The organism is Pseudomonas benzopyrenica (assembly GCF_036884265.1).
GTDB lineage: Bacteria > Pseudomonadota > Gammaproteobacteria > Pseudomonadales > Pseudomonadaceae > Chryseomonas > Chryseomonas benzopyrenica.
On the sequence record NZ_CP145723.1, the window covers coordinates 2,465,802 to 2,487,990 of the forward strand.

The following is a 22,189-nucleotide window of genomic DNA, read 5'->3' on the forward strand; positions in this document are numbered from 1 at the left end:
CTGCCCATGGCCTACGCCCTCCCCTGGACCTCGTAACCGCAGTCGACGCCGGCGAAGTTCCAGGCCTTCACGCTGATCACACGGTAGAGCGCGCCGTCGAAGCGGACAGTGTCCCCGGTGGCAGGCTTCGGCAGATCGGCGCCGGCCAGTTGCACGGGCGACACCAGCAGCTTCACGTCGCCTTGCTGAATCGCGGTGCCGTCGATCTCATCCTGGGTGTAGCTGTAGCGCAGGCCCGATCCGTCGTATGCCTTGGAGCCGGTGACCGAGCCGCCGGCGACCGGGTCGTAGGTGCCGACCGTGGCCTGGGTGAGCACCAGCGCCATGCCCTTCCCTTTCGGGCGCGGCGCCAGCATGCGGATGGCCATGGCCCGGCCTCGGTCGTGGATGTCGGTCATTTCCAGGTCACTCGGTAAGAGACCGTGCACCGGCAGTTCGCCAGGTCGGCCCAGGAAGCACCCAGCGTCTTATCGCCGGGATAGTTCAGCCGCGCGCCGGTGGGCGACTGGAACGGCTGGTTGAAGCCCACCCGCACACCGCCCAGGGTGACGTGGGCATGGCGAACGCGCAGGTCGCCCTTGTTGCGCCAGATTTTCTCTACGCTCACCGGGCGGACTGGGCCTTCCAGCAGCTGGGCGTGCAGGCGGTTGAAACCGGCGTTCAGGGCCTCGTGAGCCTGGGCCTTGGCCACCAGCAGCGCGTGGGCCTTTACCTTCCGGTCCGCGTAGGCCGTGGCGATCTTCTGGACGTCTGGGGCGGCCACCGGCTTCTGCAGCTGGATGGCGCGCTCGACGATGCCGTCCAGGCGCTTGTCCCGGTCGGCCTTGGCCAGGTACTGGCGCATGCGCTCGGCGACGCCGCTGCTGAGCTGGTCGCGGGTGCTGGCGATGGCCTGGGCTTCGGGTGCCGACAGGCCGAGCACACCACCCTCCCGGCGCCCGGTTCGGGCGTTCAGCCGCCCTACGACGTCCAGAGCGATCTGGCGCGGCGTGCGGCCGGCGGCGCGGCCAGCTGCGGTGGTCACCCGGATGGCCTCGGCCTGCTCCCGGGCAATGGTGGTGGTCAGGTCAGTGGCGTTCTGGGTCAGCCACTGCTGGGCGGCCGGCGCGTGCTGGTCGAACTGGACCCGGCGCCCGCCTGGCATCTTGATCACCACCAGAGTGCCGCCCTTGATGTAGGTCGTCCGGACCGCTTCCAGCAGCGCGGCGAAGGCGCCCAGCGCCAGGGTGGCCACCAGGCCTTGGTCATCCTGCTGCGCGATCATGCGCTCGACCTCGACGATGGTCGCCGCGTCCACCGTGGCCCGGATCTGGTCCAGGTAGGCGCGCTGTAGGGCCGGCGTCATGCCATCCATCGCGGCCAGGATCTCGGCCTCGTTCACACCACCACCATGGCGGGCAGCTCATAGCGGGCGACCAGCACCGGGGCGATGATCTCGTCGATCAGGGTGATGACCGGCCGGGCGGGCGACGCACCTGGCGCGCTGGCGTCCGGTACCGCGTACGTGGTCTCCAGCGGCCCGAGCTTCTCGCTTTTGATCAGGCTGGTGGCCACGAAGTCGGGGCTCAGGCTGCCGGGGGTCACCAGCTCGCGCAGCGCGGCCTCGTAGGTGGCTTGTTCGACCTCGGCCGGGACCTCATTGGCGCTGATGGCGGCCCCGGTGTAGTCCTGAGCGTCGGTGCGCGGCCACTCCCGAGCCTGGGCCCGCCCCAGGGCTTTCTCGCCCGGGAACAGCGACGCCCAGCGGCCGGATGGGTAGTGCTTCCGGTATCGCCCGTCGATGTAGACGGACGCCCGCAGCAGCGCGGCCAGCTTGAGGTCGTTCTCACCCGCCCAGCCGGTGTTGGCGCGGGCGGTGTGGTAGGCGTCGGCGCCCAGCAGGGAGCCATAAAAGTCTGCCATGACGTCGATCTCGAATAGGTGGGCGGCGAACCGCCCGGGGTATTACTGCGGCTGCTCGGCGAGCAGCTTCTTCAGGTCTTCCAGCTTGGCCTTGGCGTCGAACTCGACGTTCTTGTCCTGCAGCGCGGAGACGACAGCCTCGCGCTCCTGGGCTTCCTGGGCGTCGGCCAGCTTCTGGCGCAGGGTCTCGACCTTGCTATTGGCGCCGGCGTTGACGCCGAAGGCCTTCAGCTTGGCCAGCAGGTCCTGCTTTTCGATGTCCTCGGTCGAGCCGCTCTGGCCATCGACCGGGGCGCCTTCGACGGTCAGCACGCCGATGCGGACGTAGTGGGCCAGGTTCACCCGGTCCTTGATGTCGTCCCAGTTGTCGACGTCCAGCTGCTGCTTGGGACCGATGACGCCGCCGTCCGGCAGGCCGATGGGGGTGGTGCTAGTGTTGGTGATTACAGGCATGGCGATCTCCTTAGATCCCGTCGATGTAGCGCATCTGGGTGGGTTGGCGAACGTCGACACCGCCCAGGCGGAAGATGCCGGGAATTTCCCAGCGCAGCGGACCAGCCTGGTACACAGGCAGGAAGCGGTGCGGCATCGGCATGTGCAGCTTCACCACCGAGGGGTCGCGGCGGTAGGCAACCATCCGAGCGGTGCCACCGGCGCCACCCTTTTCCAGGCCGCGCAAAGCACGGATGGTCAGCGGGCGACCAGTGCTGGCCGTGTAGACGTTGTTCTGCAGCAGCCAACCCAGAATGGTCTGGGTGGACAGCTCCGTGACCATGCGGGTGCTGATCGCACTCCAGCGGTCATAGGGCAGCAGAAGAGTGTCTGCGATGGTGGTGAACAGCGTGCCCTGGGCCTGACCAGTGAGGGCGTTATTCACGTCGGCCAGGATCTTGTCCGAGGTGGCGGTCAGCCAGTTGCCATTGGTGGCGGAACCGGCCAGGACTGCCGGTGCGTTGGTGATGCCATAGAAACCCTTGCTGGCATCGCCATAGAGCGCAACGCGTTCGACCATCTCCTCGTAGGCGCGGCGGGCAGCCGAAGCATCCTCGGCATCGAGGTTGATGCCGAGCATAGAGGCCTGGCTCACCTCCTCCAGGCCGTAGCCGTAGCCGATACCGGCCATCTGCACCTGGGTCTCGAACTTGGAGCGTTCGGTGCCGGCGCGGGGAATGTCGTCGGAGTTGCCATTGATCCAATCGGCCCTACCGTACATGTCCGAGGAGAAGTAGGTGACCGTCTTGGCCCAGGGGTTGGCGGAGGTGTCCACCGGTACGAGGCTCGGATACTGGATGTCCGGGTACACGATGGCGTTGACGCCACGCTCGATGTGCGTGGCCTGGGAGATCACGAACGCCAGGGCGGCCTGGGCGTCCAGCAGCTGAAAGGGGGCGCGCATGTTCGCTCCTTACTTGATGAAGATGTTGGCGACGGCGCCGGCCGCGCCGCTGGTGTCCCAGCGTGCGTTCGGAACAGTGATGCCACCGGTGTTGCTGAAGCCGGCAGCGCTGACGGTGACCGGGTCACCCGCCGCCACTGCGACGGTCGCGGTGACGCTGATCGGACCGGTGAGCAGGATCCGCGCGGATTCGTACTGCAGGTACCCGTTCGGGCCACCAGCAGAGCGATCGAGGACGGAGACGCCCACGAACTTGGCCGCGGTGTCGCCGGCGGCGAAGGCGCGGACCGACTTGTCAGTGGTGCCCTGGAATACCGGCAGGCCGAAGCCCAGGCCGGCAGCGTCCTGAACAGTGCGGGACACCAGGTCGGCGGGCGTCATGTCCGGGATGTGGCCCGGCACGCTGGCGCGGATGTTCTCGGAATAGTTCGTCTGAATGGCAGGCATTACTGGGCACCTCCTTTCCAGGCATCAGTCAGGCGGGTCTCGTAGGCTGCCTGGCCGTTGTCGTTGGGGTTCTGGATCTGGCCGTCCTGCGCCTTCAGGTGCGTGCGCACCGGATCGCTGGAGTCCTCGACCAGGATGTCGAAGCGGGCGGTGATGTAGTCGGCGCTCTTGCCGGCCACGGCGGCGTCGCCCAGCTTGGCCACCACAGCAGCCTTGCGGATCTCGTCGTCGCTCTTACCGCTGTAGTCGGCGTCGGCGATGGACTTGGCCTTGCCGATCAGGTCGCCACGCGCCAGGACGCGAGCATCGATCTGGGCGTCGGTGAGCAGTTGCCCCTTCAGCTTCTCGATCTCGTTGTCCTTGCCAGCCAGCTCGCGGTCCTTGCCGGCGATAGCCGCGGTATGGGCGTCGGTCAGGGTCTTGACGTTGACACCCGCGTCGGCCAGCTGCTTGGTCAGCTTTTCGATCGCCTGGGCGCCTTGATCGGTGGTCAGCACGGACAGGCCATCGACCAAGACCGTGCGCAGAGAATCAGCCATGGGATGGCCTCCGTTGTGAGTGGGGTGCGCAGGGGTATTCGGCCCGGGGCTGCGCTGGTCCCCGATCCGTAGTTGCTCGCCACCTCGCGCCCGATCGACGAGCGCCAGATGATTCATCCGCATGCTTTCCACGCGGGCGTCGTAGGGCTCGCCCTCGGGGGTAAGGCCGTCCTCGAAGACGACGATGGCCTCCAGGCCCATGGAGAGCTCGCGGCGCCCGTCCTCGACGTCCTGGATCGCCGCGGCGTCCATGACCACCATCGGGACGCGGACGAATTCGCCATCGCGCAGCACCTCGGCGCCGGTCTGGCCCACGGCGAGCTGCTTCCAGTTGGCGGCGTTGACGTCGCCGTGGTGGCCGTTGGTCATCGGGCGGTAGGCGTAGGAGCGCATGGCGTCCTCGGCGAACACGGCCTCGGGCGGGCGGTACAGCCGAACGATGGGCATCTCAGGCTTGCCCACCTCGGTGCCGAGGTAGTCCTGGATGCCAGTGCGCGCTACCCGGGCCTCGGCCACGAGGTAGCCGTCAGTGGTTCGGCGGACAGCCGAAACCGACACAGAGTCGTGCAGCAGCATGGCGTTTTCCTTGGCGTGATCCGCCTAGTCAGAGGGTGTCGTCGAGGGGCTCGAAGACTTCCGGGCCCAGCTCGATGCGGCCGCGGTACGGCTCGACCTTGGCCAGGTCTACCGCGCCGGGCTGGTAGGTGATGGTGATATGGGGCTGGTAGTCCTCGAAGTCCCAGGACCCGCCAGCCTCGCGAATGGCCATGTGGCGCCAGGCGAGTTCGGAGCTGTTGAACAGGAGCACCACGGCGCCCTCGTCACCCAGCGGCTCGACCAGCCGCGCGCCACCTGGTGGGACGGTCATCGAACCATCCGGGCCGTCGCTCCAGGCAGTGCCCACCTTCATCCAGTCCACCGCCTGCTTGCTGTAGGCGATCGTGACGTGGAGCTCGTCCGCAGGGACCGTGACGTCGAAGCCCTGGCCCTTGGCCCAGGCCAGCAGCTCGGCGGTGTTGACCACCTTGCGCTGCACGTACAGCGGGCGCGGCGCGGCGTCCTGCAGCTGGGTACCACCAGGTGGTAACTCCTCGTTGCCCTCGCCGCCCTCCTCGTCTGGCAGCGCTGTGCCGTACTCCTCCATGGCTGCCTCCAGACCGGGCAGGACGCTGTTCTCTACCAGCACGTTCTCGGCGGCCTGGGAGAGCGCAGCCTCCGGGAACAGGCTGGTGTCCTTGATCACCTTGAGGGTGTCGGCGATGGTCTTGCCGATTGTGGCGCGCTCGGTCGCTGTGGGCTGCCAGAGGCTGTTCCAGTTGTAGTGGATCTCCGGGGGCCGGCTGCCGAGGGCGGAGCGAATCAGGCACTCATCGAGCACCGCCATCGCGGGCCGGGCATCCAGCTCCTGGCCAGCCTGGATCCGGTCGTAGTAGTTGCGGAGGTCGTTGTCACCGGTGGCGTTCATGCCGGCGGGCGATTGGCCCAGCAGTCGGGTAGCCGGGATGTCAGCGGCGCCAGCCACTGCCTGGAGGAAGCGGTCCATGATGTCGGGCAGCGTGCTGAAGTTGGCCGTCTTGGACTGATAGTCCTCCATGGAATCCAGCATCAGGGAGCCATTGATACCCTTCGCCATTGCCGCCAGGCGCAGGCGCTCCAGCAGCTGCTGCTCATAGCGTGGGTCCTGCAGGCTCTGCATCAGGTCCGGAATCTTGATGATGTCGACCTTCGACTCGAACACCAGGCTGGCCACGTTGGCCATCGTGCCGTCGCTCTGCTTGATCGCCTCCATGATCGCGGTGAGCACCGAGTCGCTCCAGCCGAAGGCCTCGCCCTGCACCAGCTCGGGGTCGGCGTGCTCGGCGCCCTGGAAGACCACCAGCCGCGAGGGGTGGATGGCGACTTGGGAGCCAGCCAGCCGGTAGGCCTTGGGCTTGCCGTAGAGCGGCGACATCACGTCCCGCTCGATCTCGGTGGCCTGCAGCTGGCGCCGGCTCATCACGGTGAGGTATTTCACCCCGCCCTTGCCGATGCGATCCGGCCGTAGCTCGGTCGACGTGTCGCGGTCACCGGTGCCGATGAACACCGCGGCGCCACCGAACAGGCGCCCCCGGATCATGGCGGTACGGATGCGCGCCACCAGGGCCAGGCGCTTCTCCTCGGCTTCGATGGCCTGGATCTGCTCCTTGGAGGCTTGCCACCCGCGCCAGCGCCGGCAGGCGTCGAGCGCGGGGATGTCGACGATCTTCCTGGGCAGCCAGCTGCCGCGGTAGGCCGCCAGCATCTGCTCGTCCGTCAGGATCGGCAGCGCGTAGCCGGAATGTGCAGCCTTGTCCCGCTCGGTGCCCAGGTTGGCCACGAGATTGACCAGCTTGTCGGAGAGGAACTGTTTGAAACCCATTATGCGACGCCTGCGAGGGAGTACCTGGTGATCGGGTATTCCTTGTGGATGAAGTAGCCGCCGGCATCGGGCCGGTGGTCGTTGCCCTGCTTCTTGTCGGGCTCGCCGTTCTCGGCCCAGACCTGCTGCTCCAGGTCGTCGGCATAGGTCGGGCACCGGTCCGCGTTCACGCGATAGCGCCGCTCGCCCGCTGCGTTGCGGAACATGGCGTTCATGGCGTTGATGCGGTCCTTGACCGGGGGGTTAGCGCCTGGCGCTACCACGATGAACCCGGCCTGCTTGAGCAGGGAGATGTCCGTTTCGCTGGCGCGCACCGACTTGCGCGAGTCGCCGCTGGCGTCCGGGTAGATCCGGATCTGGCGGGTGTTGCGGTACTCGGTCCCGGTGTAGAGCCAGTACCGCTCCTTGATCTTCTGGATCATGTCCGGCGTGTCGTAGCCGTTGATGATCTCGTCGACCGCGTGCGGCAGGCCTAGGCGCTTGACGTGGACGATGGCCGACATCTTGCCGACGTTGAAGTCCATCCCCACGAACAGCGGCTCCCCGGCCTGGATGGTCTCCTGGCTGCCGTTGAGCTTGCGGTCGTAGGCGGTGTAGATCGTGCCTGAGGTCAGGTTCACGAACTGGCCATCGAGGTAGGCCATGATCAGCTGCTCGGGGTAGGACTCCATCAGCGAGGGGATGTAGTCGTCCGGCAGGTTGAGTTCGTTGTCGAACGTGCTGGCCTGCACCAGCCCGTACATGCCGGCCATCGCCGGCTTCTCGCGCAGCTGCTTGACGAACTGCTGATAGACGAACTTGAAGCCCTCGGGGGTCGTGGTGACGTCCACCCCGTTCTTGAGTCCGTCCACCTTGTAGCGCATGCGCGCGATGATCTTGCGCCAGGCCTGCTGGGCCTTGGCCGCGGGCAGCACGTCCAGCTCGTCCACCAGGGCGTGGCCCACCTTGAAGCCGACGATGGTCTGGGGCTTCTCCATGGATCGGCAGATCGTGGTGCTGCGGTACTGGCCGCCGCTGTAGAACTCGACCTCCTTGTCGCTCTCCTTCGTCCGGACCTTGAGGCCCCAGTCGAAAGCGACCTCCTCGATGGTCGGGAAAAAGATGTCCCGGATCTGCGGATAGGTCGGGGCGAAGTAGCCGGAGTTGATCCGGGGCCACTCCCAGACGTGCTTGCACAGTGCGGCGCAGCCCACCCAGGTCTTGCCCGAACCGAACCCCGCCACGAACCCTCGGAACTTGTTGGGCAGCTGCAGGAACTGCGCCTGGGGCACGTTAAGCGTCGGCATCGCGGACCCTCGCGTCCACCACCTCGACCTGCACGCGGGTCGGCGGCAGATCGTCGTGCGGCATCTCGGCCTTGGTCTGACGGTTGACGTAGACATCGCCCACTTCCTTGGCGGCCTGCTCCAGCAGCTGAGCAGTCAGCGCCAGGTTGCGCATCCCCTCGGCCTTCTCGGCCATGCGACCCAGGGTGCGGAGACGGTGCGCCCGGTTGGCGATCGGGATGTCGGCGGTCTCCTCGCGGAAGCGCTTCCTGGTGTCCTCGAACAGGACTCTCCAGCGCTTGGCCAGGTCCCGCCCGGCGTACTTCGTGGGGTCGTGGCTTTCGCACTGCTGGCGGCTGACCTCGATCCCGAATTCCTCTTTGACGGCTGCTGCCACCTGGGAGGGCGTGTCGAAACAGGCCAGGGCCTGAACGATGAAGGCTTTCACATCGTTGCTCAGGGTGGCCATGGTTCTACTTCCGTCAAGGGTCTGTCAGAGGTCAAGCCGACTTGAGCAGACAGGTTCCGCAGGCCCTCACAATGTTGATTTTCTCCACCTCGGGGCGGCTGTTCGCGGCTTCCACCAGGCGCTGCACGTCCGGGCTGGCGCCATAGCGACGCACCACGCCGACGAACTCCTCGACGTCATGGCCGCGCAGCTTGAGCTTGGGCATACCGTCCCGGGTGAATGCTGGAGCACCGAAGCCATCCAGCTCCTGGGCGATGTGGTAGAGCTCGTGCTCGACCAGGGCGCAGAACTCGGTGTCGCTGCACTCGGCGCAGTAGTCGGCGGCCAGGGTGATGAGGAAGTCCGGGATGTCCCCGAACCACTCCACCATCTGTTGCTCTGCCCTCGCCTTCTGCCAGCCGCCGGCCCGGAACGCGACCTGCTCGGCCTGGCCCAGCACCAGGCGGCTCGCCTTGACGAAGCCTGTCCTGGCCCAGAGGAAACCGATGTCGGCATCGAGCAGGTGGATGTGGTCCTCGTTGCGCAGCCTCCCACCCTCACGGACAAAGGTGTCCATGGCCCATTCCCGCAGCTCGGGCGCCGGGACAATCTCCGGCCAGTGCGCGGCGGGTGGCTGAGGACGATCCATGGGGGCTCCTGGTGGTGCGTTACGACCTGGGCGCCTTCCACTCGGCCATGCGTTCACCGGCGCGGGCCTTGATCAGGTCGCGGGTCGCAGCATGGACAGCGTCGTCCAGGTTCATCTTCTCGCCGCCCATTGCGCCATCGCCGCCAGCGATCCACAGGGTGACCGGGACGCCGTTGGCCTTGGCCTCATTCAGCGCCCGGGCCAGTGCCGCACGACCAGAGTCGGTGGGCGGGATGCCGGTCTCACCGACGAAGGCGCGCAGGCCCTTGGCGGCGAAGTGGCTGTAGGCCGGGCGGAACACCTGGGCGACCTGCTCGGCCGGGAAGGCGTTGAGGTTGCCGCTGGAGTATCTGCCGCTCGAACCGCCGTCGAGATCGCCGTAGCCGTGAACCTCCGGGATCCAGTTGTTCGCCGGGTCCTTGATGCCAGCAGCGAACGAGCCGCTGACGGCTGCCCAGTTGCGAGCGGAGGCCCACTGGTTGCCACAGATGAACACCAGCTTGCTCGTCACCTTGCGGATGATCGGCAGCATGATGTTCACATCGGCGACCACCTTGGCTTCCATCGCCGTGACCGTGAGGCTGTCCAGGGCGCCGCCCGATGCGTAGGGCTCATTGCCTAGGCCGTAGCCCAGGATCATCGCCTCATCGAACGTCGCCGCCATCGAGGCGATGTGGTCGCCGAGATCAGCCGCGCCCCAGCCGTTGGCGTCGTCGATCAGCACCTGCTCTTGGCGCTTCCAGCGACCGCCCTGCCCGGCTGCCTCACCGGCCGGCAGCAGCGCGCCGGTCTGCTTGCGCACCATCCACCAGCGCGGTCTGGTTGCGGTAGATACGCCAGTAGTGGTGCGGGTCGAAGATGACCAGCGCCTCGCCGTTCGAGTCCTCACGAATCCAGCCGAGCACGGTCTTCATCTTGGCGACGAAAGTCGGATCAAGCTGGCCACCCTTCACCGGCAGGCCGGTCGAGTCGATCAGCGTGGCGCGCTGGAGCGCATAGGGGAAACGGATCAGCCGGACGCCCAGGTCACGCACGTAGAGGCGGACATCTGCGCGGCTCGGCCATTTGAAGTGGGTCCCCGCCTCGCCTGGCAGCACCTGGTTGGCATTCGAGTGCGCGGCCAGGTTGATACCGAGGAACGGGATGTTGCGCAGCACCGCAGGACCAGCGACCGGGTCCGGCTTCGGATCTGCCGGGGTCACCACAACGGGCGTCTCCGGTACCGGTTGCGGCGCTAGGGTTGGCGCGGGCTTGGCGTAGCGCTCGCGGACAGTGGCGGGCTTGCCTACCACCTTGCCCGGGTTGGCGATGGTCTGGTCGATTGCCAGCAGCAACATGGGGTCACGGTTTGCCAGCGGCTGAACCTCGACGACCCCCAGCACGTTCACCGCCTGGCCGGTTGCGAGCTGCACCACGACCCGGTCGGCGACGATGAGCTCGCTCATGGGCAGCATCAGCGACTTGTCGTAGGCGTTGATGACCTCGGTGGTCAGCGGCAGGCTGGCGGCGGGTGGCACTGGCGCCGGATCAGGCGTCGGCTCCGGTACCGGGTCAGGGGTCACGGGCTGGGCCGCGGCGAGCGCTGCCTCTATCAGGCCCTTGCCTGCGGTCTGGACATCAGCGATGGCTTGCGCGAGCTTCGCGCTGGCAGCGCCTACGGCGTCGGTCATGGTGCTTGCACTCCGGGGGTTGTGGGCGCCGGAATGCACAGCTCGGGCCGCTACTGGTTAGGGTGTATCGGGGATCGGGGTCACCGCGGCCTCTGCGGCCTTGCTTGCGGCCTCACTGGCCTGCTTCGCTGCATCGGCGGCGACCTGCGCGGCCTTGCCGGTCTGGCTGGCCAGCGTTTCGAGGCGCTGATCTTTCTTGCCCAGGGCCTGGTCGTAGGCAGCACGAATGGCCGCCAGCTCGACGAGCATGATGCGGTGGGCGTTGTACATGGCGGCCTGGTAGCCGACTGTGGCGCCACTGAGCACCAGCAGCGCAGCAAGCGCCCATAGCTCGTAGCGGCGCCACCAGGCTTTAGCTCGCTTCAGGGTTTCGCCGTTCATAACCGGTCCTCTGCAAGGCCTGCCGTAGCTGCGAGACCTCGCTGGTCAATTGGCTGATCTGGGCTTCCTGCAGGTCGAGCTGCGACTTCATCGCCTTCATGGTGCCGGTGAGCTCTCCCACCGTCCGGTACATCTCGTTGCGCTCCTTCGTCACCGTCTCCAAGTCCGTCCGAAGCGTCTTGTTCTCGTCGGTGAGGCGCTCGAGCATGTCCTTCTCGGCGCGGTCGTTGGCGACAGCGGCGTTCGTGCTCGAAAAGAATTTGCGGAGCCAGGTAAGGCCCCAGGCCAGGCCAATTCCTCCGGCCGTGAACCACCCGACCGGGTTTCCACCGCCCAGGTCAGATGGGTCCATTTGCGTACTCCAGAAAATACGAAAGGCCCGCCTGCGCGAGCCATTAAAGAATGAGAAAAGCGAGGCGATAACCACAGCAGGATACGCATTGGAGAGCGTTTCGTGGACAGCTTCTTGCCCGTACCAGATACCCCATCGAGGCAGTACCTGCTCCGCCTGCACAGGCACTTCAATGCCCGGCTCGACGAGCTTCACCGATTGAGCATGGACGACCCGAAGCTAGAGGAAATCCTTCGAGAGTTCGAAGCACTCACGCAGCGCACGAAAGAGCTGGTAGAGGAAGTAGCGGTCCGGTTAGCGCTCGACGCATCCCGCTCTTCCAGCTAAAGGTGCATCTTTGCAGCCGGACGGTATCTATTCGCTGACAAAGCCCTCTAGGACAACACTTTCAGAGCGATCAGAATCTCGCAACCATTCGCCCGGAAGGTTGCACAAAATGCTCGTGAATCTCGAAAATGCGCTTTCTGACCATCGGAAGTTGGAAAGCTGTATTGATTTGATGAGGTCGATAACGTCCCTGGATCCATTGACTCAGGAATTTATCAATCAGCTTGTCGCGCTGGCTGAGGCAGCAGCAGATCTCGTCACAGAGTCCGCGGTATCGGAAGCACTCCCGAAGTCCTAAGGGCGCTGTGCGGAAGCGCCACTTTTACTCTTGAGCGAAGCGTACCTACGCGTGCCAGACTGACTCGCATTGATCAAGCGAGGAATGGCCCATGCGCAACCAGGTCGAGAGGATGAGTTTGTGCTCATACGTGCAAGCGTTTTTTCCCACGAACTTTGACGTGACACTCAATCGAAGCGATGCCAATCCTGACCACAGGATTCTGGTCGTCCGCGACGCCATAACCCACAACACTGCGACGTTCGAAGGTCCGCTGCTTGCGATCATCGATATCTGCTCGATGGGAGATATCGCGGCACGCATGTGCAGTCAGCTTGCCGAGCAGGCAACTGGCCCACGCAAGTCCCACCTCGGGATGAAACAGCGCGCATAAAAAACCCGGCCGGAGCCGGGTTTCTGGGATTTGGGTGCTGCTTCACACATTGGCGTTCAGATTGCCCCAGCCGCAAAATTCAGTCAAGCGGCGAATTTCATGTCCCGCAGCAGCCTACCGACGGGCGCCAGCGCCATCTGATCCAGGTCGTTGCAGGCATCGAAACATGCCTGGACGAAACCATCCCATTCGCTTGCCCAGTTCCGCGAGTCCAGCTCCACCCCATAGGTGTAATCGAGGAAGTCCCGGAACCGCTCTGGCGTTGGTAGGGGATCAGGCGCCGCACTCTGGCCGCCCTGGTGCTGGCGGCGATACCGGTAGAGCACGGCCTTGGCCACGAACTCAGCTTTCGCGAATTTCTTGGCGTACATTCGGGCGCCGCGCTGGTAGGCCAGCTGGAAAACGAACTCCTCGGCGGCCTCGCGCCAGAGGTCGTTGTTCTCCGGGTGGTACATATGGTTGCCGAACGCGAACAGGTCAGCCGGTAGCCGATCAACCACATTGCGGACGTGGGCAGCGATCGTTTCGTTCACCAGGCCGGCGACGCCACGCACGCGCTCGGTGTCCTGGAACTGCCCGACCAGGGCAAGGGACTCGCAATGGCGATTGGTGCCATCGCCCGGGCGGTAGAACGCTTTGTGCCACTCTTCACGGGCTGAACTCAGGCGCATCGGGGAAACCTCGGAAATCTGGATTGCGACTTGCGCGGCCACCTGGCGGCGCAGACTACTGCTGGCGTCCCTGCCATCTCTGCCCTGGGTCGGCTTCAAGCCACCCGCCTCCTCTGCCCGTAGATCGCCAGCATCAGGTCCTCGGGCTGCGGCAGCAGCAGCTGGAGGTGCTCGGCGCAGTAGCGGTCCAGGAGGTCGAGGTACTCGGCCATCTGGGCCTGGGTAAACCCGCTGGTCTTGGCTCGGCCGACCTTGAACTCGCCGCCGGCCGGGCCAGGCATGGCCACCTTACGGACCTCGCAGGGCCACAGGCGCGCCACCAGGATCTCGTGCCATTCCTGCGCGCTGGCGAACTGACCGAAGCTGTCGGCCAGGTGCTTCTGGATCGCGTTGTTCCACATCCAGAGCAGGCGGTTCTGGGCGTCGCTGCGCTGACTGCGGATCTCGGTGATGGCGATCTTCCGCGGCTTCGACAGGTCGAGGCCGGCAAGGAAGGACACCAGGCGGTCACGGTCGGCAATGGTGCGAATGACGTGGTCGGTCATCAGGCAGCCTCCTCGGTCATCAGCGGCACGATCCGCACCCGCACACACGGCGTCTCGGCGTAGCGCTTGCGCACGATGGCGTCGACCACCTGGACGTCGTCCCGCCAGACCACGCCATTGAGGCCGTCGTAAATCGCCTTGATCACATTGTCCATGTCGGGCTTGGTGGTCGGGAACACTTGGCCGGCGACAGCCTGGGCCTTCCACTTTTTCGACTTCGATTGAGGGATCGGCAGCAGGATCTGCAGCTCGACCATGACCGGGTGCGGGATCAGGTCCCGGCCGGCCATGGCGAGCTGCCCGGCGTGGGCGATCAGGCCCTCGTAGCTCTTGGTCTTCTCGGGCGTGAACATGCGGGCATGAGCGCCGACCTTGCCGATGCGTGGGCGACCCTTGCCGATGGGCTTGCCCGGCACCACGAACTCTACCGCGGCGAACTCACGCATGGTCCTGCTCCTCGGCAGCCTGGCGCGCCGGGGCGGTGTCGCCGTGCAACGGCATCAGGTGGCGCTCCTCCACGAAATCCCAGTCGCCATTGCTGTTCACTACCACCACCCAGGCAGCGCCTTGGCCCTTGCTGACCCACCAGGCACCGTCCGGCCCGATGAAGGTCTCGCCAGGCTTCGCACGGAACCGCAGCTCGACGGTCTGGCCGACCAGGCGCGGCGATGCTCGGAAGCCCGTCACCAGGGCTAGGTCCTCAGGCTTGAAGTCACGCATGGTTGTCTCTCCGGATGCCCATCTTGGCCAGCAGCATGGCGCGGGCTTGCTTGGGGTCGTTGGGAATGCCCTGGGCTTGCATGAGGTCCCGGGCCTGCTGGTGGCTGTGGGCGAACTGCACCTGCATCGGCGACTTGTGCTCGTGCTCGATGCCCAGGGGGATCGTGTCCTCAAGCGGCTTGCCCATGACGGCGCGGGCCCGGACGATCGCGTAGTTCCGCGCAAAGGTCTTGCGCAGGGTCTTGTTATCCGGCCGCGCGGTGCGCAGGTCGTAGGTCCCGGTCTGCTTGGCAGCGACGCGCACGGCGTCGTGCTTGTACTCGCCGCGGAGCGCCTGGTCCCAGGCCTCCTCCTCGGTCGGCAGGCCAGGCACGTGCAGGCAGAGCTGGCGGAAGACGTTCGCCGGCGGCGGCCAGTCAAACTCGTCGCCCTTCTCGACCAGCAGGGTCAGCCCGTTGGCGATCTGGCGGCCGCTGATGTCGTGCAGCACGGTCGCCCAGACGCTGTCCTGGTCAGCTTTCTCGCCAAAACTCGACGTCCAGCGGTGGCCGTACATCTCCGCCATCTTCATCCAGAGCTTGTCCAGCAGCTCCTGCCGCAGCTTCTCGGGCTTTTCGGTCGGCGATGTTTTGGCGGACCCGGTCGACAGCAGAGAGCTTGCGCCCTCCACCAGCGTGAGCACCGGCTTGGGCTTGATAGGTTCTTCCGGGATTCGATTGGGCATGGCGTTGGTCTCGGATGATCTTCTGGGCGAGCTCGTGCTCCCACTGGCCTTGCGACTGGTACTTGTCAGGTCGGCAGATCCAGTAGGAGCGGAATTCGAGGAGGGTCTGGGGTTGAACGGGTGTGCCGCCTAGGCCGTTGCGCATCGCTGTGGCTTTCCAGCCTCTGGTCGATGGCTCCCAGGAGTCGTGCATCGGGAATCGGTCATCCGGGCTCATGCGCGGAGGAGGAGTAGGATTGTCTTTACCGGATACCGGAGGTGTGCCCACTTTCGGCAAATCACCCCCTGCCGCTTCCCTACCCTCTTGCTCGTCGTAACCCGCATGGTTACTGGCTTTCGAAGTGCCCTCTTCTCTGCCCGCTTCATCTGCCCACTTACTGCCCACTTTATTTCGGGCGGATTGATCCCGTTGAGCGAGCAGCAAGGAGAAAACTAGCCGTCTCTCGGCCTGGTTCTGTCCGACCAGGCCGACCTTCTGCAGCCATACCAGGGCGCGGCGAAGTTCCTTCTCGGAGGGTTCCCCGCCTTTGATGCCCTGGTGCGGCTCGACATACAGCTCCTCGGCCAGTGACTTCCACGAGATCCCCCGCTTCAGCCCCACGATGCCGGTGCCGTAGTCCATGAACGGACGAAGCCCGAAGGTGTACGTCAGCCGTGCCAGATGTGGCAGGCCGCGCAGCGCTTCTCGCTCGTCGTCGTTGATCTGGAATGTGGGCACAGCTCAATCCCAGCCCAGGGGTCCTGGGCGCTTCTTCTCAGCCTTGAGGCCGATGCGTGCCATGGTTTCGAGCGCCGAGAGGTACTCGGCCGTCACCACCACCGCACTATCTGGAACGACACGCAGGCCCAATAGCGCGAGCACTTTTGCCCAGCGCTGGTACTCGTCCTCATTCCATCGAGAAACCGTCGATTCGCTGCAACCGACTTCCAGGGCGATCTGCTTCTGACTTACGCGCGGAACGCGCTGCAAGATCAGGGTTTCGATCTCCCGTGCTATGTCATCCCTGGTAGGGCTCAATGCGGTTGTGTTCATGGCTAGGACGCTAGTTGGGAGGGCTCGGGTATCGGATAGATGTCCGGCCGCAGCTCGTGACGCGAAACCCCGGAAGCAGCCTCGATTTCGAGGACGCGCTCGGCGGGAACCTTGCCCAGCGCGCACCAGCGCTGGACTGCTTGAGGGGTGACCTTCAGCGTTCGCGCCAGGGCCGATTGGCCACCAGCCGCTACAGCTGCGCGAGTCGGCGCGTTCTGTTCCTGCTGCATAACAGGGACCTCGTCAGTTGGACTACAACCAAAAGTTACAGGCAAGGGCGAAATGATACAAGCAAAACTTGCAATGCTACCTACAAGCCGAGGTTGTAATCTGGGCCGCATGAATAGCATCGGCTCTAGAATCACAGCCGCACGCGAAGCGCGCGGGCTGAACCAATCGGAACTCGCCAGACAGCTCGGCGTGACGCCTCAGGCTGTCCAGAAGTGGGAAGCAGGAGAAACTGAGCCGCGGCGAAAGCGCGTCGAGGAGATGGCTGTCATCCTAGGCACCTCCGCGGAGCACCTGCTCATTGGCGGCTCGCGCCCGGACGCCGAACATTCCAATGTCGGCCAGCCGATCCCTATCACCTCCCCCTTCCGGCAGATCCCTATCGTCGGGACCGCCCAGCTCGGTGCGGAGGGCTACTGGACCGCATTGAGTCCCAGCGAGGGGCACATCAAATTTCCCACCCAGGACAAGGAAGCCTATGCGCTGCGCCTCCGCGGCGACTCCATGTCCCCTGCCATTCGATCTGGCTGGGTCGCGATCATTGAGCCCAACGGCGACCTGGTGCCAGGCGAATACGTTTACATCAAGCTGCACGGTGTCCACGACGAAGGCGAGAGCATGGTGAAGGAGCTGCTGCGGGCGGATGACTACGAGGTCAGCCTCATGTCGATCAACGATGCTTTCGGTCGCCGCAGCATCCCCTGGGAGCAGATCCAGCATTGCTACCCGGTGGGCGCCATCGTGCCGCCCAGCAAGATCGTGCAGTGATGCCTACCACTCCGCCCAGCTGCTGAGAGTTGATGACGATGATCAAGAGACTATTTCTGCTGGCTGCCCTTTCCGCTGGCGCCGGCCTGGTGCAAGCAGCCCCGAACATCCAGGAGCAGCTAGACGGCGCCACAGCAAAATGCCGGATAGAGGGGGCCATGGCTGACATCCAGGCCGGGATCGTTCAGCGCAATCACGGCGAGAAGAGCGCCCAATACAAGGCGGCCGTAGAGAAGTCATTCAAGGATGCTCAGGCCTGCGTCGACCGCGAGAAGGTGGCCATCAAGCCGAATGTGAAAGGCGCCATTGAGGCCACACCCGATCTCAAGCCAGAGATCATGGACGCCTACGGAAAGTGGCTGAGCTATATGGACTGGATGGGCACCCCCCGCGAGGTATCCGCGGAGTCGCCGGAGTCCCGCAACTTCACGGACGCTTCCAACCGGCTTAAGGCTGCGATCGAGCTGCGATAACCGAGCGAATGAAAAAGAGCCCGCCCAGTGCGGGCTTTTTGTTGCTCGCGGGTACCGCCCACCCTGCTAACTGCGCAGTCCGTCACGTTCCACGCCCTGCCCGCTGCAGGCGACTAGACTGCTGGCTTCTACGACATGGAGTTGAGTGATGCGCAAGATAGCAGTGCTGGTGATGGCAGTTCTTTTGGCCGGGTGCTCGGCCAAGCAGGTAAATCCGAACGTCATCAGCAAACCCCTCTACACGACGCCCAGCCCTGCCAAGGCGGAGCTGATCCTCAGCAGGGAGTTCCAGAGCAAGGTCTACAGCAGCAAACCGTCCTACGGGAGGGCATGGAGTATCTACACCTTCGACATCCACGCGGGCGGCCCCTTCTCCCAGGCGCTGATTGCTCACCTGAGGGCGAAGTATCCATCGCTGCGAGTAGGCGACGTTGCTGACGGCAACGCCTCCGACATCCAGGTCACGCCGAGCGACATCACCATCGAGTTCGGCCTGGATGATGGATCAGCAGTTCTGGCCACCGGCCTGTTCCCCCTGGCCGGCTTCGCGATGAACACCGTCGCAGGCGCGAAGACCCACGTCACCGCCTCCGTTAGAGCCAACGGGGTGACGCGCGAGGTCAAGGTGCTGGGAGCGGGAGCTGTTCCGAGCGCCTATCTCACCGTCTCGGAGCAAAAGCTCTATGACGCCATCGCAGCCTCGCTGGATGACGCGGCCAGCAGGCTGGCAGCCGAAGTGAATCAGATAGCCACAGCGAAGCCCTAGCCTTCCGGATCCTGTGCAGCCCGCCTAGCGCGGGCTTATTTGTGCCTGGAACCTTGCCGCTCCGCTACCGGTCGCATACTGTATATTTGAACAGTATCACAGTAAGGAGGTGGCTCATGCCCCGCAGCAATGCCCAAGTCGTCAAGAAACAGGTTCAGGTCTCCAGCTATGAGCGGCTGTGCCGCCGGATCAATGCCTACATCGCCGAGCCGCATGCGCAGCTTGAGCAGCGCTGTCGCGTTGAGCGCCTGGAGACGGACCACGACGATGACTGGGAGCGGGTCGTGGATGAGATGCGAGAGGTCGATGGCCTATCCGTAGAGCAGAGTGGCACCGGGTACGAATTCAGCTGGCGCGGAATGCCTGCAGCTGACTGAGCAGACCGATGCCAGAAGCCCGCCAAGTGCGGGCTTTTTTGTACCCTACAACTTTTTCTTGGAAAGAATTACAAGTTTTGCTTGCAGACTACAAAGCAGGGTTGTAACTTTAACTCACAGCCAGCTACCACTGGCCGGGCAGCTCCACCGCCCCTGCTCTTTACGACAATTCGACGTGACCCCATGACGTACCGGCTCCGGCCGGTGGCGACCAAGCTAAACCGTCATCCATGCCAGCTCTGGAACTGGCCTCGGCAATCCACCCTGCCGAGCGAATCCACGCAAGCCAGTCATCCACCGCCCAGCAGGCGCGATGACCAGAGGGACGACCCGGGCGATCCGCGTGGTGGAGAGCAACACGCGCCCAGCCCACCGTGGCCTAAAAACGGAGGCCAGCAATACCGATCGCCTGGTTCCCCAGGCTGCATCGGGGTGTGATCTTCCAGACAGGGCGCCGGCTCGCGAGGGAGGTGCTGGTTGGAGTCCAGCGAGATCACACCCCGATGCAGAAGACGGAGTCGCGCCAGCTGGCAAGCGCCAACAGGAGCTGGCACTGCATCACTACGAAATAGCGAGCGGCCGCTTCTCACTGCCGCGCACAACGGAGGATGTCGCCATGCCGTGCTTCTAGGCCATAGGGCCACAACGTAGCGCTCAGCGCTGCCGCCTGACTTCCCGCGTAAGAGGAAGGCCATGGCCGACGGACAGAATAGTCGGCCCGGAGAGCGCTGGTACGCCGCCAGCCCCGATAGCCAGCAGGCCCTGAGGGCGGTCCTGACACAGCCGGTCGATGGCATCGACGCCGGAACCGTAACCGGCACCCATTCCCCCGCGCCGTCCGGCGCACTCCGAGACCCTACCCATGACCCTCGCTATCCAGCATGAGCGGGCGCTCGAGTGCGCCCACGAACAACTGCTCCAGCTCGAGCACGACATCGACACCGGCAACCCCAGCACCATGCTGGCCTTCGCCATCCACTGCGACCTGCAGATCGACCCGCAGCGCCAGGTGGTGCTGCTGGAGACCCTGGCCAGCATGCGCGATCGCCAGTTCAACGAGGCCTACATGACCCTCGCCAGCATCTGCCTCCCGCTCGCCAAGGAGCTGATGGAGTGGCGCCGGGTGCTGCTGGCCGAGCACGAACCTTTCTTCACCGCCGAACTGGCCAAGCGCCGCAAGGAGGCTGCATGAGCACCGAGAAGGAAGTCGCCCAGCGACTGATCGAGACCTGGATCGCACGCATCCCGGCCTTCAATGATGGCATCGCCGAGGGCATGAACGAGATGGCCTACGCCCTGGGCGCCATCGATGACCGCGCCCACGACCACAACCGGGTGCGGATCTCGCAGGAAGTCGCGAAGCGCTGTGCCAAGGCGCAAGGAGCAGCAGCATGAGCATCAACGATGGAGGTCGCGCATTCCCTCGCACCAGCGACGTCTACGGCCCGGAATTCGGCATGAGCCTGCGCGACTACTTCGCAGCCAAGGCTATGCAGGGCTTCAACTCCAACCCCGACGAGAATTTGATCGGAAAGCCCTTCAGCGAGATTGCTGCTTTGGCATACCGGCAGGCTGACGAGATGTTGAAGGCCCGGGAGCTGCAATTGTGACCACCTCCCCCGTCCCCGCTATCACCGACGACCAGGTCGCCGAGGCCGAAGCGCGCCACACCCTGCTGCTGCGCGCCAAGCAGTCGCTGCCCGAGGCCCTGGGCCTGCCGCCGGAGACCCGGCTGATCGACAGCCCGATCCGCTCCCCGATGATGCGCCGACCTGGTCGGCGCTGGTCGGTGGAGGTGGCGTCGTGAACATCGTCACCATCCGCGCCAGCTCGCTGGCCGAACTGTTCGACTGCCCAGCGCGCTGGGAGGCGAAGCACCTCCTCGGCATGCGCAGCCGCTCCAGCGGTGCCGCGCACCTGGGCACGTCGATCCACGCATCCACCGCCCTGTTTGATCAGGCGACCATGGATGGCGCGCCGATCAGCGCGGACGACGCGGCCGGCCTGTTCGTCGACACCCTCTACAACCCCGAGCACGAGGTCGACTGGGAGGACAGCGGGCCGAAGCAGGTCGAGCGCATCGGCCTGACGCTGCACAGCCGCTACTGCGCCGACATCGCGCCCACCCAGGACTATGTCGGCATAGAGGTGACGTGCGAGCGGCTGGAGATCAGTGACCTGGGCCTGGCGCTCACCGGTACCACCGACCGCATCCGCCGGGTCGACGGCGAGCTGGGCATCAGCGACCTGAAAAGCGGCGCCCGCGCCGTGGGCTCCACCGGAGTCGCGGTCACCGCCGGCCACCGGCCGCAGCTCGGCGTCTACGAGCTGCTCGCCGAATTCGCGATCGGCCAGCCGCTGACGGCGCCCGCCGAGATCATCGGCCTGAAGACCGGCGCCGGCCCGTGCGTAGGCCGCGGCGAAGTCACCGGCGCCCGCCAGGCCCTGGTCGGCGATGAAGACAACCCCGGCCTGCTCCAGATGGCCTCCCGCCTGATCCATGGCGGCCTGTTCTACGGCAACCCGAAATCGGTGCTGTGCTCCGCACGGTACTGCCCGCGCTATCCCACCTGTCCCTACAAGGGGTGACCCCATGAGCAACACCTCCACGCTGCAGTCGCTGCAGCAACGCCCGGCGCGCGAGCAGATGCCGGTGTCCATGAGCTTCTTCAATCTGGAAGGCTTCGAGCTGATGCAGCGCATCGCCAAGGCCTTCGTCCAGTCCGACCTGGTGCCCAAGCAGTACCAGGGCAACCTGCCGAACTGCCTGATCGCCCTGGACATGGCCCAGCGCATCGGCGCGAACCCGCTGATGGTGATGCAGAACCTCTACGTGGTGCACGGCACCCCGAGCTGGTCGAGCAAATTCCTGATCGCCACGGTGAACACCTGCGGCCGCTTCAGCGCCCTGCGCTACGAGTGGAAAGGCGAAGCGGGCAAGCCGGACTTCGGCTGCCGCGCCTGGGCCATCGAAAAGGAGACCGGCGAGCGACTCGACGGTATCTGGGTGACCTGGCAGATGGTTAACGCCGAGGGCTGGGCCAGCAAGAGCGGCAGCAAGTGGAAGACGATGCCCGACCAGATGTTCGTCTACCGCGCCGCAGCGTTCTGGCAGCGCGCCTACGCGCCGGACCTTGGCATGGGCCTGCAGACCGAGGAAGAGGTCCGCGACGTCTTCGACGCCAAGCCTGATGCCGGCGGGAACTACGCGGTGGACATCGACGCCCTGCGCCAGGCTGAGGCCGCGCCCCGGAACGTCGATACCGCGACCGGCGAGATCCTGGACGCCGAGCCGGAGAAGCGTGACGAAAAGGCCGAATCGGTTAACACCGAGGCCGAGAAACGCGACAAATCAGCCGAAAAGGCTGACACCAAGCCGGAAAAGGCTGACACCGGCGCCGCCCAAGACGACACCGACGACTTCAGCATGGAGTGATGG

Annotated in this window: 34 protein-coding genes; 11 read left to right on the forward strand and 23 right to left on the reverse strand. The window is 65.1% G+C overall.

Features of this window, described 5'->3' with window-relative positions; all coding sequences use genetic code 11:
* Positions 1-11 precede the first annotated feature (11 nt).
* Genes V6W80_RS11625 through V6W80_RS11695 form a run of 15 tightly spaced genes read right to left on the reverse strand, consistent with a single transcriptional unit; the run spans position 12 to position 11,642 of the window.
* Positions 12-398 (reverse strand): hypothetical protein, encoded by a 387-nt coding sequence (locus tag V6W80_RS11625; protein WP_338547241.1) that lies wholly within the window; start codon positions 396-398, stop codon positions 12-14.
* Positions 395-1,381: a hypothetical protein gene (locus V6W80_RS11630; protein WP_338547242.1), complete on the reverse strand. Its 987-nt coding sequence runs from the start codon at positions 1,379-1,381 to the stop codon at positions 395-397. The genes V6W80_RS11625 and V6W80_RS11630 overlap by 4 nt, the downstream gene beginning before the upstream one ends.
* Positions 1,378-1,902 (reverse strand): DnaT-like ssDNA-binding protein, encoded by a 525-nt coding sequence (locus tag V6W80_RS11635; protein ID WP_338547243.1) that lies wholly within the window; start codon positions 1,900-1,902, stop codon positions 1,378-1,380. The genes V6W80_RS11630 and V6W80_RS11635 overlap by 4 nt, the downstream gene beginning before the upstream one ends.
* Before the next feature lie 42 nt (positions 1,903-1,944).
* Positions 1,945-2,355: a hypothetical protein gene (locus V6W80_RS11640; protein WP_338547244.1), complete on the reverse strand. Its 411-nt coding sequence runs from the start codon at positions 2,353-2,355 to the stop codon at positions 1,945-1,947.
* Between the two features lie 10 nt (positions 2,356-2,365).
* Positions 2,366-3,298, reverse strand: coding sequence for a DUF2184 domain-containing protein (locus tag V6W80_RS11645; RefSeq protein ID WP_338547245.1), 933 nt, complete (start codon positions 3,296-3,298; stop codon positions 2,366-2,368).
* A 9-nt stretch (positions 3,299-3,307) separates the two neighbouring features.
* Positions 3,308-3,745 (reverse strand): structural cement protein Gp24, encoded by a 438-nt coding sequence (locus V6W80_RS11650; protein WP_338546867.1) that lies wholly within the window; start codon positions 3,743-3,745, stop codon positions 3,308-3,310.
* Positions 3,745-4,860, reverse strand: a complete 1,116-nt coding sequence (locus tag V6W80_RS11655) for a DUF2213 domain-containing protein (protein ID WP_338547247.1) — start codon at positions 4,858-4,860, stop codon at positions 3,745-3,747. The genes V6W80_RS11650 and V6W80_RS11655 overlap by 1 nt, the downstream gene beginning before the upstream one ends.
* A gap of 28 nt (positions 4,861-4,888) precedes the next feature.
* The gene (locus tag V6W80_RS11660) at positions 4,889-6,682 is read right to left on the reverse strand and encodes an anti-CBASS protein Acb1 family protein (RefSeq protein ID WP_338546864.1); all 1,794 of its coding nucleotides are present in this window, start codon (positions 6,680-6,682) and stop codon (positions 4,889-4,891) included.
* A complete protein-coding gene (locus V6W80_RS11665; RefSeq protein ID WP_338546863.1) occupies positions 6,682-7,968 on the reverse strand; it encodes a terminase large subunit domain-containing protein in 1,287 nt (428 codons plus the stop codon). The genes V6W80_RS11660 and V6W80_RS11665 overlap by 1 nt, the downstream gene beginning before the upstream one ends.
* Positions 7,955-8,416 carry a DUF2280 domain-containing protein gene (locus V6W80_RS11670; protein WP_338546861.1) on the reverse strand — a complete coding sequence of 154 codons (462 nt, stop codon included), beginning with the start codon at positions 8,414-8,416 and terminating at the stop codon, positions 7,955-7,957. Before V6W80_RS11670 ends, V6W80_RS11665 begins: the two co-directional genes overlap by 14 nt.
* A 31-nt stretch (positions 8,417-8,447) precedes the next feature.
* Positions 8,448-9,044 (reverse strand): putative metallopeptidase, encoded by a 597-nt coding sequence (locus tag V6W80_RS11675; protein ID WP_338546859.1) that lies wholly within the window; start codon positions 9,042-9,044, stop codon positions 8,448-8,450.
* 19 nt (positions 9,045-9,063) lie between these two features.
* The gene (locus V6W80_RS11680; RefSeq protein ID WP_338547248.1) at positions 9,064-9,849 is read right to left on the reverse strand and encodes a cellulase family glycosylhydrolase; all 786 of its coding nucleotides are present in this window, start codon (positions 9,847-9,849) and stop codon (positions 9,064-9,066) included.
* The gene (locus V6W80_RS11685) at positions 9,809-10,714 is read right to left on the reverse strand and encodes a hypothetical protein (protein WP_338547249.1); all 906 of its coding nucleotides are present in this window, start codon (positions 10,712-10,714) and stop codon (positions 9,809-9,811) included. The genes V6W80_RS11680 and V6W80_RS11685 overlap by 41 nt, the downstream gene beginning before the upstream one ends.
* Before the next feature lie 57 nt (positions 10,715-10,771).
* On the reverse strand, positions 10,772-11,095 hold the full coding sequence (locus V6W80_RS11690; RefSeq protein ID WP_338546857.1) for a hypothetical protein: 324 nt from the start codon (positions 11,093-11,095) through the stop codon (positions 10,772-10,774).
* The gene (locus V6W80_RS11695) at positions 11,067-11,642 is read right to left on the reverse strand and encodes a hypothetical protein (RefSeq protein WP_338547250.1); all 576 of its coding nucleotides are present in this window, start codon (positions 11,640-11,642) and stop codon (positions 11,067-11,069) included. The genes V6W80_RS11690 and V6W80_RS11695 overlap by 29 nt, the downstream gene beginning before the upstream one ends.
* Positions 11,643-12,163: 521 nt before the next feature.
* Between V6W80_RS11695 and V6W80_RS11700 the strand changes: the two genes are divergently transcribed.
* Positions 12,164-12,445 (forward strand): hypothetical protein, encoded by a 282-nt coding sequence (locus tag V6W80_RS11700; protein WP_338547252.1) that lies wholly within the window; start codon positions 12,164-12,166, stop codon positions 12,443-12,445.
* A gap of 83 nt (positions 12,446-12,528) precedes the next feature.
* On the opposite strand, the gene V6W80_RS11705 is transcribed toward V6W80_RS11700, so the two are convergent.
* Genes V6W80_RS11705 through V6W80_RS11740 form a run of 8 tightly spaced genes read right to left on the reverse strand, consistent with a single transcriptional unit; the run spans position 12,529 to position 16,488 of the window.
* On the reverse strand, positions 12,529-13,215 hold the full coding sequence (locus V6W80_RS11705) for a hypothetical protein (protein ID WP_338547254.1): 687 nt from the start codon (positions 13,213-13,215) through the stop codon (positions 12,529-12,531).
* Positions 13,212-13,661, reverse strand: a complete 450-nt coding sequence (locus tag V6W80_RS11710) for a recombination protein NinB (RefSeq protein WP_338547255.1) — start codon at positions 13,659-13,661, stop codon at positions 13,212-13,214. The genes V6W80_RS11705 and V6W80_RS11710 overlap by 4 nt, the downstream gene beginning before the upstream one ends.
* On the reverse strand, positions 13,661-14,107 hold the full coding sequence (locus V6W80_RS11715) for a RusA family crossover junction endodeoxyribonuclease (RefSeq protein ID WP_338547257.1): 447 nt from the start codon (positions 14,105-14,107) through the stop codon (positions 13,661-13,663). The genes V6W80_RS11710 and V6W80_RS11715 overlap by 1 nt, the downstream gene beginning before the upstream one ends.
* The gene (locus V6W80_RS11720; RefSeq protein WP_338547258.1) at positions 14,100-14,381 is read right to left on the reverse strand and encodes a hypothetical protein; all 282 of its coding nucleotides are present in this window, start codon (positions 14,379-14,381) and stop codon (positions 14,100-14,102) included. The genes V6W80_RS11715 and V6W80_RS11720 overlap by 8 nt, the downstream gene beginning before the upstream one ends.
* The gene (locus tag V6W80_RS11725) at positions 14,374-14,937 is read right to left on the reverse strand and encodes a hypothetical protein (protein ID WP_338547259.1); all 564 of its coding nucleotides are present in this window, start codon (positions 14,935-14,937) and stop codon (positions 14,374-14,376) included. The genes V6W80_RS11720 and V6W80_RS11725 overlap by 8 nt, the downstream gene beginning before the upstream one ends.
* A complete protein-coding gene (locus V6W80_RS11730) occupies positions 14,894-15,823 on the reverse strand; it encodes a DnaT-like ssDNA-binding domain-containing protein (RefSeq protein ID WP_338547260.1) in 930 nt (309 codons plus the stop codon). The genes V6W80_RS11725 and V6W80_RS11730 overlap by 44 nt, the downstream gene beginning before the upstream one ends.
* A gap of 3 nt (positions 15,824-15,826) precedes the next feature.
* The gene (locus tag V6W80_RS11735; RefSeq protein WP_108582068.1) at positions 15,827-16,138 is read right to left on the reverse strand and encodes a CII family transcriptional regulator; all 312 of its coding nucleotides are present in this window, start codon (positions 16,136-16,138) and stop codon (positions 15,827-15,829) included.
* 2 nt (positions 16,139-16,140) lie between these two features.
* Complete coding sequence (locus V6W80_RS11740) at positions 16,141-16,488, reverse strand: transcriptional regulator (protein WP_338547262.1); 348 nt, start codon at positions 16,486-16,488, stop codon at positions 16,141-16,143.
* On the opposite strand from V6W80_RS11740, the gene V6W80_RS11745 reads away from it, so the two are divergent.
* The 10 genes from V6W80_RS11745 (at position 16,478) to V6W80_RS11790 (ending at position 22,186) form a co-directional block, all read left to right on the forward strand.
* Positions 16,478-17,134, forward strand: coding sequence for an XRE family transcriptional regulator (locus tag V6W80_RS11745; RefSeq protein WP_338547264.1), 657 nt, complete (start codon positions 16,478-16,480; stop codon positions 17,132-17,134). The genes V6W80_RS11740 and V6W80_RS11745 overlap by 11 nt on opposite strands.
* A gap of 32 nt (positions 17,135-17,166) precedes the next feature.
* The gene (locus V6W80_RS11750; RefSeq protein ID WP_338547266.1) at positions 17,167-17,607 is read left to right on the forward strand and encodes a hypothetical protein; all 441 of its coding nucleotides are present in this window, start codon (positions 17,167-17,169) and stop codon (positions 17,605-17,607) included.
* A 148-nt stretch (positions 17,608-17,755) separates the two neighbouring features.
* On the forward strand, positions 17,756-18,373 hold the full coding sequence (locus V6W80_RS11755) for a hypothetical protein (RefSeq protein ID WP_338547268.1): 618 nt from the start codon (positions 17,756-17,758) through the stop codon (positions 18,371-18,373).
* 116 nt (positions 18,374-18,489) lie between these two features.
* Positions 18,490-18,750, forward strand: a complete 261-nt coding sequence (locus tag V6W80_RS11760) for a DUF1654 domain-containing protein (RefSeq protein WP_338547269.1) — start codon at positions 18,490-18,492, stop codon at positions 18,748-18,750.
* A gap of 862 nt (positions 18,751-19,612) precedes the next feature.
* Entirely contained in the window at positions 19,613-19,942 is a 330-nt protein-coding gene (locus tag V6W80_RS11765) for a hypothetical protein (RefSeq protein WP_338547270.1), read from the forward strand.
* Positions 19,939-20,145: a hypothetical protein gene (locus V6W80_RS11770; RefSeq protein ID WP_338547272.1), complete on the forward strand. Its 207-nt coding sequence runs from the start codon at positions 19,939-19,941 to the stop codon at positions 20,143-20,145. The genes V6W80_RS11765 and V6W80_RS11770 overlap by 4 nt, the downstream gene beginning before the upstream one ends.
* Positions 20,142-20,360, forward strand: coding sequence for a hypothetical protein (locus V6W80_RS11775; protein ID WP_338547273.1), 219 nt, complete (start codon positions 20,142-20,144; stop codon positions 20,358-20,360). Before V6W80_RS11770 ends, V6W80_RS11775 begins: the two co-directional genes overlap by 4 nt.
* Positions 20,357-20,557: a hypothetical protein gene (locus tag V6W80_RS11780; protein WP_338547275.1), complete on the forward strand. Its 201-nt coding sequence runs from the start codon at positions 20,357-20,359 to the stop codon at positions 20,555-20,557. Before V6W80_RS11775 ends, V6W80_RS11780 begins: the two co-directional genes overlap by 4 nt.
* Positions 20,554-21,339 (forward strand): RecB family exonuclease, encoded by a 786-nt coding sequence (locus V6W80_RS11785; protein WP_338547277.1) that lies wholly within the window; start codon positions 20,554-20,556, stop codon positions 21,337-21,339. The genes V6W80_RS11780 and V6W80_RS11785 overlap by 4 nt, the downstream gene beginning before the upstream one ends.
* A 4-nt stretch (positions 21,340-21,343) precedes the next feature.
* Complete coding sequence (locus tag V6W80_RS11790; protein WP_338547279.1) at positions 21,344-22,186, forward strand: hypothetical protein; 843 nt, start codon at positions 21,344-21,346, stop codon at positions 22,184-22,186.
* Positions 22,187-22,189 lie beyond the last annotated feature (3 nt).